The 15,183-nt window shown below is 43.2% G+C and carries 13 protein-coding genes; 7 read left to right on the forward strand and 6 right to left on the reverse strand.

Going from position 1 to position 15,183, the window contains the following annotated elements; genetic code table 11:
* Positions 1–214: 214 nt before the first annotated feature.
* Together M917_RS07370 and M917_RS07375 are read right to left on the reverse strand one after the other, a co-directional pair.
* Entirely contained in the window at positions 215–1,051 is an 837-nt protein-coding gene (locus tag M917_RS07370; RefSeq protein ID WP_040642295.1) for a BON domain-containing protein, read from the reverse strand.
* A 201-nt stretch (positions 1,052–1,252) separates the two neighbouring features.
* On the reverse strand, positions 1,253–1,750 hold the full coding sequence (locus tag M917_RS07375; protein WP_040642299.1) for a YraN family protein: 498 nt from the start codon (positions 1,748–1,750) through the stop codon (positions 1,253–1,255).
* Between the two features lie 124 nt (positions 1,751–1,874).
* Between M917_RS07375 and rsmI the strand changes: the two genes are divergently transcribed.
* Both rsmI and M917_RS07385 read left to right on the forward strand, forming a co-directional pair.
* Entirely contained in the window at positions 1,875–2,819 is a 945-nt protein-coding gene (gene rsmI / locus M917_RS07380) for a 16S rRNA (cytidine(1402)-2'-O)-methyltransferase (RefSeq protein WP_021814176.1), read from the forward strand.
* 76 nt (positions 2,820–2,895) lie between these two features.
* Positions 2,896–3,915 (forward strand): adenosine kinase, encoded by a 1,020-nt coding sequence (locus tag M917_RS07385; protein ID WP_040642301.1) that lies wholly within the window; start codon positions 2,896–2,898, stop codon positions 3,913–3,915.
* A 114-nt stretch (positions 3,916–4,029) separates the two neighbouring features.
* Here the strand turns inward: M917_RS07385 and M917_RS07390 are convergent, their stop codons facing one another.
* Entirely contained in the window at positions 4,030–5,340 is a 1,311-nt protein-coding gene (locus tag M917_RS07390; protein WP_021814178.1) for an O-acetylhomoserine aminocarboxypropyltransferase/cysteine synthase family protein, read from the reverse strand.
* A gap of 179 nt (positions 5,341–5,519) precedes the next feature.
* On the reverse strand, positions 5,520–6,203 hold the full coding sequence (gene nfuA / locus M917_RS07395) for a Fe-S biogenesis protein NfuA (RefSeq protein ID WP_021814179.1): 684 nt from the start codon (positions 6,201–6,203) through the stop codon (positions 5,520–5,522).
* 1,034 nt (positions 6,204–7,237) lie between these two features.
* Here nfuA and M917_RS07405 point away from each other — a divergent pair.
* From M917_RS07405 to M917_RS07415, 3 genes are all read left to right on the forward strand, one after another.
* Complete coding sequence (locus M917_RS07405) at positions 7,238–8,305, forward strand: bifunctional nicotinamide-nucleotide adenylyltransferase/Nudix hydroxylase (RefSeq protein WP_021814180.1); 1,068 nt, start codon at positions 7,238–7,240, stop codon at positions 8,303–8,305.
* A 174-nt stretch (positions 8,306–8,479) separates the two neighbouring features.
* Positions 8,480–9,877, forward strand: a complete 1,398-nt coding sequence (locus tag M917_RS07410) for a nicotinate phosphoribosyltransferase (RefSeq protein ID WP_021814181.1) — start codon at positions 8,480–8,482, stop codon at positions 9,875–9,877.
* A gap of 4 nt (positions 9,878–9,881) precedes the next feature.
* Positions 9,882–10,712, forward strand: a complete 831-nt coding sequence (locus M917_RS07415) for an SGNH/GDSL hydrolase family protein (RefSeq protein ID WP_021814182.1) — start codon at positions 9,882–9,884, stop codon at positions 10,710–10,712.
* A gap of 111 nt (positions 10,713–10,823) precedes the next feature.
* On the opposite strand, the gene M917_RS07420 is transcribed toward M917_RS07415, so the two are convergent.
* Complete coding sequence (locus tag M917_RS07420; protein WP_021814183.1) at positions 10,824–11,102, reverse strand: type B 50S ribosomal protein L31; 279 nt, start codon at positions 11,100–11,102, stop codon at positions 10,824–10,826.
* Positions 11,103–11,647: 545 nt separating this feature from the next.
* On the opposite strand from M917_RS07420, the gene M917_RS07425 reads away from it, so the two are divergent.
* Together M917_RS07425 and M917_RS07430 are read left to right on the forward strand one after the other, a co-directional pair.
* Positions 11,648–12,253, forward strand: a complete 606-nt coding sequence (locus tag M917_RS07425) for a YceI family protein (protein WP_021814184.1) — start codon at positions 11,648–11,650, stop codon at positions 12,251–12,253.
* A 343-nt stretch (positions 12,254–12,596) separates the two neighbouring features.
* A complete protein-coding gene (locus M917_RS07430; protein ID WP_040642318.1) occupies positions 12,597–14,162 on the forward strand; it encodes an FAD-dependent oxidoreductase in 1,566 nt (521 codons plus the stop codon).
* Between the two features lie 152 nt (positions 14,163–14,314).
* Here the strand turns inward: M917_RS07430 and M917_RS07435 are convergent, their stop codons facing one another.
* Positions 14,315–14,998 carry an LOG family protein gene (locus M917_RS07435; protein WP_021814186.1) on the reverse strand — a complete coding sequence of 228 codons (684 nt, stop codon included), beginning with the start codon at positions 14,996–14,998 and terminating at the stop codon, positions 14,315–14,317.
* Positions 14,999–15,183 lie beyond the last annotated feature (185 nt).

A 15,183-nucleotide genomic window follows, 5' to 3' on the forward strand; every position in this document is an offset into this window, starting at 1 on the left:
CTGAATATTTTTCGTGCTTTTACTGTTATCACTGTTTAGGTTTATTGTCATTTAACGCTCTATAATATTAGCTATTCTAAACACAAGGTGACCAGCACACACCGTTTATATTTACGTGGACATTTACATCGCACTCTGAAACAATCATGCTTATATGTTTGTTCTATTAACCGTGATTGTTTTTATTATCAGACTTTTATCATTAGACACCCTTTTACTGATTCTGATAAAGCTCGATATATGGGCTTGATGACGGTTGGTCGACGGTAGCACCTTCCTCTGTCACTATAATGGGTGTCGCCGTACTAGCGGCTTCTGTCATGGTAGAATTATTGACGTTCGACATTGCTGCCCCTTCTACGACTGGTACTGCCGCAGGAGTTGCCAAGTTATTCTCATACATAATGTCGTCTTCATTTATTTTTATGCCTCTATCATCGACGACCGTCGTTAGTAATACCAACTCTGTAACACCAACCGTGGTATTGGCGATATCAACTAAGTGACTCTGTTGAGTGGGTGTCATACGTCCCATGATATAAACCACACCATTATTGGTCACCGCTTTGATTTGCGATGCTTTAACCCCATCACTCGTGGCTACTTTTGCCAGTAGCTTTGAGGTGATATAGCCATCATGGACGGTTGAACTATAGCCTTTTGAAGCACTGACTTCCAGCTCGTTATAAACCCGGCGCACATCTGGCATGGAGCTGACGACTTTTTCTACTTCTGCTTTGATTGCTTCAGTCGGTACTTCACCTGTCAATAACACTTCACTATTAAAGCTATCAATGCCCATACGACTGATTTGCTGCAAGTCTTCTCTTAGACCGTAGACATTGATTTTGGCCGTATGTTCGATACTACGATCAAGCAAACGCTGCGGAATGGTGCGCTCAGTCATTGGTACGCCATAAGTTCCCTCAGTGCTATTGGTCAAATAGTTGGTGGTACAGCCCGTACTAATAATGCCAGCCATCAGCACTGCGCCGATTGCAGTGCGATGTGATGAACCAAAAATAGCAGTGCGCAAATGCATCCGTGTCATGATTTACCTCTTAGAGCATAATTGTGTCAATGATAGAAATTCAATTAATCTGGTAATTGTAAATTTACTGGTTATTAATTGAGCTACTTTACTGAATTTTTATGGATGGCGGTTAGGTTTTTGGTAACGGTCATTGATTGTCTAACTTTATTTAACCCATCAATAAGAGTATTTCTATATGCTATTACCATACCGTACCTATTACCAAGCATTGGCTATAAAAGCACCTTGAAGCCATTCTGGTTGGTTGTCTATCAGTCGTCCTTTGAGCGGCATTTTACTCGTCGTGTTATAAACAATGACATCAAACCGACAATCATAATGCGCATACTCAGGGTGTTGTTGTAAAAAATATTTGGCAGTTTTAATCACCTTACGTTGTTTACTCGGTGTGACGCTGAGCGCTGCATCGCCAAAACCCGAACGTTGCCGCTGGCGTACTTCAATAAATACCAGCGTCGACCATGCTGGCCCCGTCTCTAACATGACCAAATCTAGCTCACCAATTTTTGGTTGCTGCCAGTTTTGTGCAAGCAAGCGCAGCCCTTGCCTTTGTAAAAATTCACACGCCTGCTGCTCAAACAGACTGCCTTGGCGCTGTGTTGGTGAATTCAGGGCCAAGGTTTTATGGAGTAATTTATGGTTTGCCATGAGGTCAATAGATCTGATTAACATTTCAGAATTATCATAGCACAACATGCTAAACTAACCACTTTTGTGCCATTTATCCATACACAATCATGCATTATTTTTCTGAGACAAATAATGCATGCTGACAGTATAGTTAACGGTACTTTATTATTTTTAACGATTCGAGGTTTTCATGTCTACCCCTACTGCGATGCCAGCTTGTCTATATATCGTTGCCACGCCGATTGGTAATCTGAATGACATGACACCGCATGCAATCGATATTTTAAAGCAAGTTGCCATCATTGCCTGCGAAGATACCCGCACCTCAGGTAAGCTACTGTCATATTTTGGTATTGATACCAAAGGTAATAAAGCGGACGACACCAAAGAGTCTGTAACTCATGACACCGACAATGACGCTAATACTGCCACAAAACAAAAAGGTCATAATAAGCTTTGGGCGTATCATGAGCACAATAGCGCGGTACAAACACCCAAAATCATCGAGATGATTCAGCAAGGTCACTCGGTCGCCTTGATTAGTGACGCAGGGACACCACTGGTAAGTGATCCGGGTTATCAATTGGTGCAAGCTGCTCATGCGGCAAAGGTTACAGTGTCACCCATTGTTGGGGCATCTGCTGCTATTGCGGCCTTATCAGTTGCAGGCTTACCATCAGATCGCTTTAGCTTTATTGGCTTTTTGCCAGCAAAAACGCATGGTCGCCAAAAACAACTGAGCGCTTTACACTCACGTACCGAAACGCTGATATTTTATGAAGCACCGCATCGTATTATTGCGAGCTTAGAAGACATGGCCGCGACATTCGGGGCTGAGCGCGAAGTGACTTTTTGTCGTGAATTGACCAAGACATTTGAGACCGTACACAAGAGCACACTTGGCAATTTGGTAGAATTTGTAAAAGCAGACGACAATCAGCAGCGCGGTGAGATCGTAGTTGTGGTCGCTGGTGTGAATGTGGCACAAGATACCGATGACATCAGCACGCATGATAAATTGTTGCAGCGTCTGTTAGAGGATTTATCAGTTAAAAAGGCGGCGGCATTGGCCGCTGATATCACAGGCGTAAAAAAGAATGCGCTTTATCAACGCTTGCTTGAATTACAGTCTTAGTATTAAGAGAGACGGATACTAACATCAGTAGATATAAAAAATAGACGTTTATAAATTCATTGAAAAGGGGTAAGCAATGTACGATGTAATGGCCATAGGGAATGCCTTAGTTGACCACGAATATGTGTTATCGGATGCCGCATTAGAAGAGACAGACCTGACCAAAGGCAATATGACGCTGGCAGATATCGAAGAGCAACAACAACTGCTCGCTTATTTCAAACTTGCTGAGATTGAGCCATCAAAACAAGCTGGCGGGGGCTCAGCTGCCAATACGATGTACGCGTTTGCCAGTCTAGGCGGCAAGCCTTTTTATGCCTGCCGCGTTGGGGACGACAGTCAAGGTGCATTTTACCTAAAGGACTTGCATGAAGCAGGCGTCGCAACCTCAGAAAAATCCATCCATACAGGCGGTGTCACTGGCTCTTGTGTGGTCGCAGTGACCGAAGATGGCGAACGTACCATGCAAACTTATCTTGGTACTTCAAGCGACATCACTGCTGATAATGTCAATTTTGAGGCATTGGCGCAGTCAGACTGGCTATACATAGAAGGGTATTTGGCCATGTCTGAGAGCATTCAACCATCGATGACCCAATTACGCCAACAAGCGGGCATTCATGGAGCAAAAATTGCGGTAAGCTTTGCCGATCCCGCCGTAGTGAAATTTGCTAAAGAGGGTCTGCTCAATATGCTTGGCAATACAGTCGCTGTGATATTTTGTAATAGTGAAGAAGCCAAGCTATTCACCGATAAAAAACAAGTGAAAGCGGCAGCACGCGCGCTACTTGACTACTGCCAAACAGCCGTAGTCACAGATGGTGCCAACGGGGCAATCATTGCCCATAAGTCTGATAATACCTCAGAGATTGAGATTTATGACATTGCGACACCAGCGGTTGCCAATGTCATTGATACCAATGGTGCGGGTGATAACTATGCTGGTACGTTCTTATATGCGCTGTCTCAACAATACAGCTTGCTAGAATGCGGTCGTCTTGCCAGCGAAGTATCCGCCCAAGTCATCCAACAATTTGGCCCGCGCTTGGCATCACAGGATTATAAAGATATCGCTCAGCGCGTGTTATCTGCTTAAAATAAACACACGTATTTTTGATTCTGAATAGAAAAGCCCGTATCGATTTGATACGGGCTTTCTGCGTACTACTCACTGAATTATCTAGCTAGCTTAATAAAAAAACGTTCATAGCTACGCCGAAGCTAGAGCTTGCGCCAGATCGGCTTTGATGTCTTCGATATGTTCGATACCAATAGACAAACGCACCATATCTGTACTTACCCCTGCTTTCTCAAGTTCTTGCTCATTCAATTGGCGATGGGTCGTTGTCGCTGGATGACAGGCCAAAGATTTGGCATCGCCGATATTCACCAAACGCGTAATCAACTGTAGCGCATCAATAAAGCGCGCCCCTGCTTCGAGTCCTCCTTTTACCCCAAAGGTCAAAATAGCAGACGGCGTGCCTTTCATATATTTTTTGGCAAGCTCATGTTCAGGATGATCTGGTAAACCCGCATATTTTACCCAAGCCACTTTTTCATGATCACGCAGGTATTCTGCGACAGCTTGGGCGTTTTGCACATGACGCTCCATGCGTAAACTAAGCGTTTCCATACCTTGCAAAATACCAAAAGCATTTAGCGGACTGAGTGCCGCCCCAGTGTTGCGTAGTGGTGCCACACGAGCACGGGCAATAAAGGCTGGCGCGCCCACATCTTTGACAAAATTTACCCCATGATAGCTGGCATCAGGTGTGTTCAATAATGGGAAACGCTCAGGATAGTCGCCCCATGGGAACTTACCACTATCGACAATCGCACCACCAATTGATGTCCCTGTACCACTCATGTATTTGGTCAATGAATGAATGACGATATCAGCGCCAAATTCAAACGGGCGACATAGCGCAGGCGTCGCAACCGTACTATCAATTACCACTGGTACACCGTATTCATGGGCAATATCACTGAGTGCTTGAATGTCTACAATATTACCTAGCGGATTACCAATGCTTTCTGCAAAGACCATTTTGGTTTTATCATCGATTAAGTCACGAATCGCTTCAGGATCTTTGTGGTCAAAGAAGCGCACTTCGATGCCTTGACGCGGTAGGGCGTGAGCAAACAAATTATAAGTACCACCATACAGCGTCGATACCGCGACGATATTATCGCCTGCTTCACAAATGGTTTGAATGGCATAAGTAATGGCTGCCATGCCTGATGCCACAGCAAGCGCACCAATACCGCCCTCAAGCGCTGCCACGCGTTCCTCTAACACAGCGTTGGTCGGGTTCATGATACGAGTATAAATATTACCCGTCACCTTTAGATCGAATAAGTCTGCCCCATGCTGAGTGTTGTCAAACGCATACGAGCTGGTGTGGTAAATAGGCACTGCCACCGCTTTGGTCGTTGGCTCAACAGTATAACCAGCATGAATCGCCAAGGTTTCTAGACGTTGGGGAGTCTGTGGTTTCTGGGCTGGTTGTTCATCACTCATCATACATTCCTTTGTATTAATTAAAAATAATTGGCTAAAAAGTTAGCATGTAAAAATCATTTCAAAAAAGCTATCTGCCAAATCATAGCAATAAAAAAAGCCAAGTTCATTAGAACTCGGCTTTTTAATTAAAAATAACTTTTAGCATTTACTCAAATCTTTGGCTTTTACTAACGCTTTTATTTGTAGTAAGCATTCTCTGTACGCGTGTGATCGGTTTCATCAATCACTTGCGTCAGCTCTGGTATTTGCTGTTTAAGCTGTACTTCAACGCCTTGACGCAAGGTCATATCAACCGCCGAGCAACCTTGGCAACCACCGCCGAATTTCAAGACAGCAGTGAGGCCAACGCCTTCTTCGTCGATCAGCTCAAGTAACTGTACGTCCCCACCATGCGCCGCCAATCCTGGGTTAATCTCTGACTGCAATACGTAGTTGATGCGTTCCTCAACACTGGCATCCGCACCCACTTTTGGTACTTTAGAGTTTGGCGCGCGGAACGTCAGCTGACCACCGAAACGGTCTTTATTATAATCAATGACCGCATCTTCTAGATAAGGGACTGACGCCGCCTCAATAAACGCAGAGAAATTGTCATAGGTAAAACGCAGATCAGCACTGTCTTCTTCACCTGGCTGGTTATATGCCATGCAGCACTCTGCACGCGGCGTGCCAGGATGCTCAACGAAAATACGCACACCGATACCATCAGTATCTTGCTTAGACAACAAATCTGCCAAATATCCTTGAGCCGACTCAGTGATGGTGATATTACTTTTTGTTTCAATTTGCTCAGTATCTAGTGCTGATTCATAGTCGGTAGACTGGTCTAGTTGGTTATCAGCTTGGTTTTGCTCACTCATAATATTTCCTATGCGTTATGACACAAATGCGATATCTATCGTGGCTACTGTGTCGTGAATTTGGATTTTCTAAAATTTTACGGATTATATAAGACATGCAGACTATCAATGATTGAAATTTATTATTGTATGACACTGACCACGATGTTTATAAAATTTAATGCGGTTATAATTGCTATTATACCTGAATCAAGCATTAATTCCGACCGCGCTACTGTGAATTAGATAGCGAGCGCTACTAATGGTTGTGATTGATTTTTTTAATGTCGCTACTAATCAGTAGATTAGGCATTATTGGTATAATGACCGATAAGCTATCCTTTATATAAAGACAGCTGTATCACTTATCAAGCACCCAAGGTAGCTTTAAAATCGTAAGAGGTTTATGCCAGTTAACGCCATACATTTATCAAACCCTATACGTCCTATCATTAATCGCATTAAACATAAATGAAAATACTAGCTGTTTTTATCGATCACACTAGATTTACAATGATAGATTGTGATGATTAGGATTTTCGTAAGAAATTTAGCAATAATTTTTTACATAAAAATGCTGTTACTGAAAATTATATCCATAAATAAAAACTAAACCAAAGCATATATTTATAAACGGACTAGATAATGGTAACTATAATATTGAGCATCTTTGTTATTCTGATAATCACTATGATAATCGCTAATAGGTATTACTTTATCTTAACCAAAAAAATCATGAAATATTACGACAAAGCACCTTATTTACTCATTTTTTTTTACAATCCCTCATACCATATAATCTTTTACGCAGATTATAAAAATGATTTAAAACTTAAAGAGATAAATGCATTTAAGTGCTACTTTATACTTTACATAGTTACCATTATTTTGTTTATAGCGCTGCTAATCATAGGCAATACACTTATATATCTGAATAAGACCTAAATATTACCTTTGGCAAAACATCTTTCCACTTGTCAAAAAGTCATGGGCTGTGTCAGTATTAGCGTCATTAACTTTTAATCATTAAAAAAAGCGGTAGGAAATGGACGTCTATGAGTGAATCAGCAGAGCAACCGACAGACAAGCAACAACCGAATAAGCAAAACAAAAAACACTATCGTTATTTGGTCTTTATCGGCCGTTTCCAGCCGTTTCATTGTGGCCATAAGGCAGTCATTGATGAGGCGCTCAAACGCTCGGATGACGTGATTATGCTCATTGGCTCCGCCAACCTACCACGCAGCTTGCGCAACCCCTTTAGTGTCGCTGAGCGTTCTGCCATGATTAAGGGCGCCTACTCAACAGAGGAAGCGGCTCGGATTCACTGCGTTGGATTAGACGATGCCCTATACAATGACACGCGCTGGCTACAATATGTGCAAGCTGGCGTAAAATCTGTCACGGGCGATTTGCAAACGGATATTGGTCTGATCGGTCATTCAAAAGATAGCTCATCTTACTACTTATCCTTATTCCCTAACTGGGCATCCGTTTCAGTGCCTAATTATCACAATCTATCCGCCACGCCTATTCGTGACAGCTATCTCATGGGCGCTACCCCAACGCCTGAACGCACGCCTGAGTCAACACGCAACGTCCTTAACGACTTCAAACAAACTGACGACTACCAACAGCTACATGAAGAAGCAGACTTTATTGATAAATACAAAAGGCAATGGGAATCTGCCCCTTATGCCCCCACCTTTATGACGACTGATGCTTTAATCATACAGTCAGGACATATCTTGTTGGTTGAGCGCCGTAGTATGCCAGGGCGCGGATTATGGGCATTGCCAGGTGGGTTTGTAGATCCAAAGGAGACGTTATTCGATGCTTGTATCCGTGAGCTACGCGAAGAGACACGTCTCAAAGTTCCTCAACCTGTATTGCGCGGCTCTTGCCACAGTCAACATACCTTTGATGACCCGTATCGCTCAGCGCGTGGTCGCACGATTACTCAAGCGTTTTACTTTCAGCTCAAAAATGATCCAAAAGGGTTGCCAAAAGTAAAAGGTGGCGACGATGCCGCTCAAGCATTTTGGCTGCCGCTCGCTGAGCTGGATGCCAAAATGATGTTTGAAGATCACTATGCGATTATTACCAAAATGGTTGGGCTCTAGGTTTTTTCTAGTGAAAGGTATAGCACCTCCATTAGAAAAAAACTAAGCATGACGACAGACTACATGATTTATTTTATGTTTTTCACGCCAGCGCCGATAGACGGCAATGGTTAATCGCCGCAACTGTTAGCTCATCAAAGCAGATGCGGCATCTAAAAGCAGAGGAGTTCTGTGATGTATACCAGTAATCTAAGCAATTTAATCTTAAACAGCGACAGCTACAAAACCTCGCATTGGGTGCAATATCCAAGCGGTAGTGAGTATCTGTCGAGCTACATCGAAGCACGTAAAGGCGACTACGATGTAGTTTTCTTTGGCTTGCAAGCCTTTATCAAAGAATACCTAAGCACACCAATCACCCATCAAGATATTGATGAAGCCGAAATGGTCATTCAAGCGCATGGCTTGACCTTTAATCGTGCGGGTTGGGAGCGTTTGGTCGACAAGCACGATGGCTACCTGCCATTACGCATCGAAGCTGTACCCGAAGGCAGCATCGTGCCAGTATCCAATGTGGTCTGCCAAATCATCAATACCGATCCTGAGTTTTATTGGTTACCGAGTTACATCGAAACTGCACTATTGCGGGCGATTTGGTATCCTTCCACCGTCGCTAGTGTCTCGCATTATTGCAAAGGCATCATTCGTCAAGCACTAGAAAAGTCGGCGGATAACACAGACTCGCTTACCTTTCGTTTGCATGATTTTGGATCGCGGGGCGCTTCTAGTCAGGAGTCCGTCGCGCTTGGCAGTTTGGCACATTTGGTGAATTTTGCTGGGACGGATTCGATGACCGCGTTGGTTGCTGCCAGTCGCTGGTATCAAATGGGCAATGATATGCCCGCGTTTTCTATCCCTGCAGCTGAGCACAGTACCATGACAGCATGGGGCCGTGATGGTGAGACTGCCGCCTTTGCCAATATGATTGAGCAGTTTGGCGGCGAAGGAAAAAGCTTTTCTGTTGTGTCTGATAGCTATGACTTATGGAATGCCATTGACAATATCTGGGGTGGCAGCCTAAAAGACGATGTGAAAAACATGGGTGGTACCTTAGTCATCAGACCAGACAGTGGTGAACCTGCCAAAGTGGTGCGTGAAGCGTTAGAGCGGTTGGCAGTGAAATTTGGAACGACCATCAACAGCAAGGGCTATAAAGTCCTGCCTGATTATGTACGTATCATTCAAGGTGACGGCATCAGTCCACAAACCTTGAGCAAGATCATTGAAGTGGTTATAAAAGCAGGTTTTAGCGCAGACAATGTCACTTTTGGTATGGGCGGCGGATTACTACAACAAGTCAATCGCGACACGATGAGCTGGGCAATGAAAGCCAGCGCCATCTCTATCGACGGTACATGGAAAGATATCTATAAAGATCCTGTGACTAGCCGCTCTAAACGCTCAAAAAAAGGACGTTTGGCTTTGATCGAAGACAGCCACGGCTCAATAAAAACCATCAAAGCAGATGAGCTATCTGCCAATACCAGCAACCTATTACGCGATGTCTATGTTGATGGTCAATTATTAATTGAAGACAGTCTCACGACTATTCGGGAGCGTGCGGGATGGTAGCAATATGATAAATAGCAATAAAGTCGCGACCGTCGCAAGAGACATGCTGCTCGCTCCTGTTTATCTTTATCAAGGGCGCAAAATCAAGCGTGACACATTGCGTCTTCCTGAACCAAATGGCGAAAGGCATGGGCTTGTTCAACTGAACAAGTCTACTGATACATCAACAGATGAATCCAAGCAAACGCTTAATCTCATGATCGTTGGTGATTCGGCAGCAGCTGGTGTCGGTAGTCAAACACAGCAAGAAGCGCTGGTCGGCAGGCTGATTCCAGTTTTGGAGCAACATCCCACGATCAACTCGACATTTAGTATGCTGAACTGGTCGTTGCAGGCGACGACAGGACATACCAGTTTTGATATTTTACGTCGGTTGTACGTCTTACCTGCGGCTACTCAGCCTGTAGATATGATGGTGCTGAGTGTCGGTGTTAATGACACCACCGCTAACGTTTCTGTGAATAAATGGCAACAGCAAATTGAAGACATCATTGCGATTGCTCAGCGTAAATTTGGCGCGCAAGAATTAATCTTTTTTAGTCTACCGCCGATGGCAGAAATGCCTGCGATACCTGCTCCACTGAATAACTTTGTTGGTGCTAAAGCGTCTATTCTTGATGGAATACTGCAACAAGTTTGTGATGCTCATGATGGCGTCAACTATATGGCCACTGATTTCCCACGAATGATAGAAGAGCACTCTAACGGCACACCTATCGATATTGCCGTGATGTTTGCAAGTGATGGCTTTCACCCTAGTAGTTTGATGTATGGTTACTGGGCGCAGCAATTGGCCGAACGTATCACACAGTTGCTGGATACGTCCCCATCTTAAAATGCTAGCTGGCAATCAGAAAAAATTTGCTGTTAAAAACCCAAAAAAAACCGCTGAATCATCAGCGGTTTTTTATTGCTTAGCAAAATACCTTTACACAATAAGTGTAAATTATTCAGCAGAATCAGCGGCTTTCTTGCTACGGCCACCGAATGCACCAAAGCGTTTGTTGAAGCTAGCAACACGACCTTCGGTAGATGTTTTACGCTGCTCGCCAGTATAGAATGGATGCGACGCACTTGAGATATCAAGTGGGTAGTATGGGTATTCTGTACCTTCGTATTCACGAGTGGCTTTAGTCTTAACGGTTGAACGAGTCAAAAAGAACACGTCAGCGTTAGTGTCATGGAATAAAACGTCTTGGTAATTAGGATGGATATCTTTACGCATAATAAACTCTCTATGTCCGATGTATGAATAGCCCGTCTGAACATCCTATTTAAGATGTGTTAAACGAACGATGACATACGTAACTGAGGCACTAAGGACATTTACAAGTATGGCAACTGTGTCACTGGCTTATTCCAGCACCCAACACCATTCTTCTGCTCGCTTAGCCTTTCCCCAGCGGGAAAATCAAACCGCGATTCTAACGGTTTTTGGTGTTTGATGCAAGTAGCAGTTATCCTACCTATGTGTGATAAGTGGTCAACAAGACGCTTATTGCGTTGAGAAAAATACGTTACATTAGTACAATAATCATTTAGCTGAAATTATCAATAAAATCTGTTACTGTAGCTTTCATTAACAATTAGAAAATTGCATTATTAATATTTATGTATCATTAATATTTATAGTTTCTAATCTGTAATTTTTAAACAACCTTTTTAAATGGCTTGTTTTTAATTATACCGACTTATAATGACAAACACTTTACAACTGCTGACCAGCAATAAACCCCCTTTACTTAACAAACCCCAACTAAGGACAATTCAATGATAAATACTGTCATGAAAAACACCGCAAAAACATTACTAATCAGTTCAGCACTGGCTGTCACTACTATGGCAAGCGCTGCCCTGCCAAGCCAATGGCAATTAGATGACTCACATACTCGTGTCGGATTTTCTGTTAACCATTTGGGGTTTTCAACCACTATGGGGCATTTTAATGATGTCAAAGGCATGGTTAATTACGATATCAAAGCCCCAAGCAAAACCAATATGAACTTTACGATTGCAACTGACAGTATCGATACCAATTGGGATGCGCGTGACGAGCATTTAAAGAAAGATGATTTCTTTAATGTTGCAAAATATCCAACCATGACGTTTAAATCTACCCAAGTCACTTTTATTAATCCGCAACAAGCCAAAGTAACGGGTGATTTTACGATGCTTGGTCAAACCAAACCACTAACGCTTGATGTAAAGTTGAATAAAATTGCGAATAGCCCGCTTACGAAAGAACCTGTTGTTGGTTTCCGTGCCACTGGTAACATTGATCGCGCCGCCTATGGTATGACCACTTTTGCTGATGGCATCACGACCAACGTTCCTATCCAAATCGATGGTGAATTGGTAGAGAAAAAAGCGAAATAAACCTAACGTTTAGGTCAAGCAGCATTATCAATTTTTCTAAATTTCAAACAAGCAGCCATTATATGTGGCTGCTTTTCTAATTGTTCTCGGCTATTCATTGACAAAACTCATGTACCCACTTACGTATTTGCCCTCATATCAGTTGTAGTTTTTCGTACAATGTCGCTAAAGAAATTAAGAAACACTACACAATAAAAAATGACCATTGCGGCTTAATATACACATTGAACTTGACTGCCTTTGCACGCATATCAACAGTGATAATATATTTAATGTATACGCCGAGCATGACCTGCTGTGGATGCTACTAGCTATGGATACTACTAGGGATACAATGACGACAATGACTCACTCTCTTACTAAAAATCATGTTCATTCCACCAAACGTGTTGGTATTCTCGGTGGTGGTACGGCCGGAGCAACCATTGCAATTCGCTTAGCGGCGCTCGGGCTGGATACTTACTTATTTGAAAAAAATAAATCGCTGATAGATGGACCGCCTATGTGTCATTTGCATGCAGGTGGCAATTTATACCGTGAAATCCCCGATGAAGATTGCGTCGCGCTTCTCAAACAATGCATCGATATTTTACGTCTTTATCCTTATACCATCGATGTACGCCCAACCGTATTTGCTGTTCCGACTCGCGATGAAGGCTTGCCCGAAGACTTACTACCGCGCCTTGATATCTTGACAGAAGCTTATCGTGACCTTATTGCTCAAGATGCCAATAATAAAGTTTTGGGCGATCCTGAAGATTATTATCAGTTATACAGTCATGAGCAATTGATTGAGCTGTCTGAGCGCCACCAAGTCGCTGTGCCGAGCACCGTTGACGAGTGGATGATACCGGTTGCTAAGTATCTAGACTTAAATAAAGTCAAATTTCCGCTGATTGTCGTACAAGAGTATGGTTGGAATATCTTTCGTCTGGCCGCCTCTGCGCAGTTGGCACTAGAAGGTTATGAGCACGCACATGTCTTTACCGATACTCAAGTGAAACAAGTCATGCCTGTGGATTGTGAAAACTGCTCAAACGCTGACCACCATGTTACTAAGTGGCGCATCGACTATCAACAAACATTCAGCCAGCAAGCAACGCATGCAGAACCTGAGTCTATCGAAGTCGATTATTTAATCAATGCTTGCGGTTTCCGTACTGGCGTAATCGACGATATGGTTGGTGTAAAAGTCACTCGCATGGTTGAGTTTAAATCCTCCTATATCACTCATTGGGACAATGCGGGTGGCCAAATACCAGAGATCATCGTTTATGGCAGTCGCGGCACACCAGAAGGCATGGCACAGCTCACACCCTATCCTGGTGGCTACTTTCAAATACATGGTATGAGTAAATTTATCACATTATTCGATGACGGATTGGTCGCGTCTAGCAAAGACAGTGCCCAACCTAAGCTGCCTCCGCAATACGTGCATTATATTGAAGATGGCTGGGATAAAGCACCGCTCCAAGCGCGTAGTCAGCAAGCGATTGACTATGTAGCGGAGTTTGTACCGACATTTCATAGTGCGCGCACAGTTGGTAACGCATTGTATGGTGGTCAACAAATTCCAGGCCAAGACGATACATTGCGAGTCGCTGATGTGAGCCTTTATTCTAATATACGCTATGCCCGCGCTGAGAACGTAAAAGCGTCATCAACATTGATTGCTGCTGATCAAATTGTGGATGAGTTGACTACGCTTGGCTTGATTGATAATGACACGCCAGCAAATCGTAATCGTTATGCCCATGAATGGCCTTACTTAGTGCACAATGACAGTTTAATCATCGATGAAGTTGCGCGTGTACTGGCTGAAGAACGTGGATTCCCGCTGGCGATGGCGAATGTGAATCATGGTATCCGCGAAAAAACCTTAGATGACCTGTCACCAGATGAGGCATAGTTCTTTATAGTGGCATTAAAAGAAGAAAAAAAGGCGTCGATAACCAATCATTGGTTACCAACGCCTTTTTCTTTTACATAAAATGAAAAATCATACCATTTGCAAAATTAAAGCCGCAAGGAAAAACATACAAGCACTACAGCCCCTAAATCTTAGCTTTCGCTACCTACCATTTTTTCAGTATCGACTGTATCTTCGATGGTCACTACGGTTTTTAACAAGTCAATGGCTTCACCAATCGTATTACAAACCACCAAACGCTCAAGGTCTTCTTGCTTCATAAAGCCCTGATCAGCAGTATATTTTAAATGCTCAATCATACGATCATAGAAGCCATTAATATTAAGGATAATCATCGGCTTTTCATGTTGATACAACTGACGCCATGTGGCAATTTCCATGATTTCTTCTAGTGTTCCGAGCCCACCCGGTAGAGTGATGAAGGCATCAGCATACTCTGCCATCACTGTTTTGCGTGTGTGCATGGTATCGGTCAAATGCAAACGAGTCAGCTGTTCATGAGCAATCTCATGCTTTAGCATAAAGGTTGGAATCACCCCCACCGCTTGCGCACCGCCTTGAATAACCTCATCTGCGACAGCACCCATCAGACCGATACTCGCGCCACCATATACCAGTCCCAAGCCATTCTCCGCCAGAGCGAGACCCAGCTCACGGGCTGCTTGTTCATACACTTCACTGTTACCCAGACGTGAGCCACAGTAAACCGCCACCAGCGGCATCGACAGCGTTGACTTGTCTACCGCGTTTTCAATATCAGTGATATCTTGGCTAGTAATGACTTCATAAGTATCGTTGTTAATTTTCATTTGCATATAGCGTCCTTAATTTTATATCAATTGTTTTTATTTAGTGTGCTTATTGGTACGCATTTCTGAGCGGATCTTAAATCGTCAAAAAAAACGTTTATTCAAATCTTTGTAGACAATCTTATCAGACAAACTAGGGCGTGTCCTCATTTTGAAAATGGTTATAAAAATGAGATAAATTGAAGCCAAAC

Source organism: Psychrobacter aquaticus CMS 56, from assembly GCF_000471625.1.
Taxonomy (GTDB): domain Bacteria; phylum Pseudomonadota; class Gammaproteobacteria; order Pseudomonadales; family Moraxellaceae; genus Psychrobacter; species Psychrobacter aquaticus.

Bases quoted from the DNA above. Each gene is read 5' to 3' on its own strand.
- M917_RS07435 (WP_021814186.1), bottom strand. From the start codon at position 14,998: ATGCAAATGAAAATTAACAACGATACTTATGAAGTCATTACTAGCCAA.
- M917_RS07375 (WP_040642299.1), bottom strand. From the start codon at position 1,750: ATGTTGTGCTATGATAATTCTGAAATGTTAATCAGATCTATTGACCTC.
- M917_RS07410 (WP_021814181.1), top strand. From the start codon at position 8,480: ATGTATACCAGTAATCTAAGCAATTTAATCTTAAACAGCGACAGCTAC.
- M917_RS07390 (WP_021814178.1), bottom strand. From the start codon at position 5,340: ATGAGTGATGAACAACCAGCCCAGAAACCACAGACTCCCCAACGTCTA.
- M917_RS07420 (WP_021814183.1), bottom strand. From the start codon at position 11,102: ATGCGTAAAGATATCCATCCTAATTACCAAGACGTTTTATTCCATGAC.
- rsmI (WP_021814176.1), top strand. From the start codon at position 1,875: ATGTCTACCCCTACTGCGATGCCAGCTTGTCTATATATCGTTGCCACG.
- M917_RS07370 (WP_040642295.1), bottom strand. From the start codon at position 1,051: ATGACACGGATGCATTTGCGCACTGCTATTTTTGGTTCATCACATCGC.
- M917_RS07405 (WP_021814180.1), top strand. From the start codon at position 7,238: ATGAGTGAATCAGCAGAGCAACCGACAGACAAGCAACAACCGAATAAG.
- M917_RS07425 (WP_021814184.1), top strand. From the start codon at position 11,648: ATGATAAATACTGTCATGAAAAACACCGCAAAAACATTACTAATCAGT.
- M917_RS07385 (WP_040642301.1), top strand. From the start codon at position 2,896: ATGTACGATGTAATGGCCATAGGGAATGCCTTAGTTGACCACGAATAT.
- nfuA (WP_021814179.1), bottom strand. From the start codon at position 6,203: ATGAGTGAGCAAAACCAAGCTGATAACCAACTAGACCAGTCTACCGAC.
- M917_RS07430 (WP_040642318.1), top strand. From the start codon at position 12,597: ATGACTCACTCTCTTACTAAAAATCATGTTCATTCCACCAAACGTGTT.
- M917_RS07415 (WP_021814182.1), top strand. From the start codon at position 9,882: ATGATAAATAGCAATAAAGTCGCGACCGTCGCAAGAGACATGCTGCTC.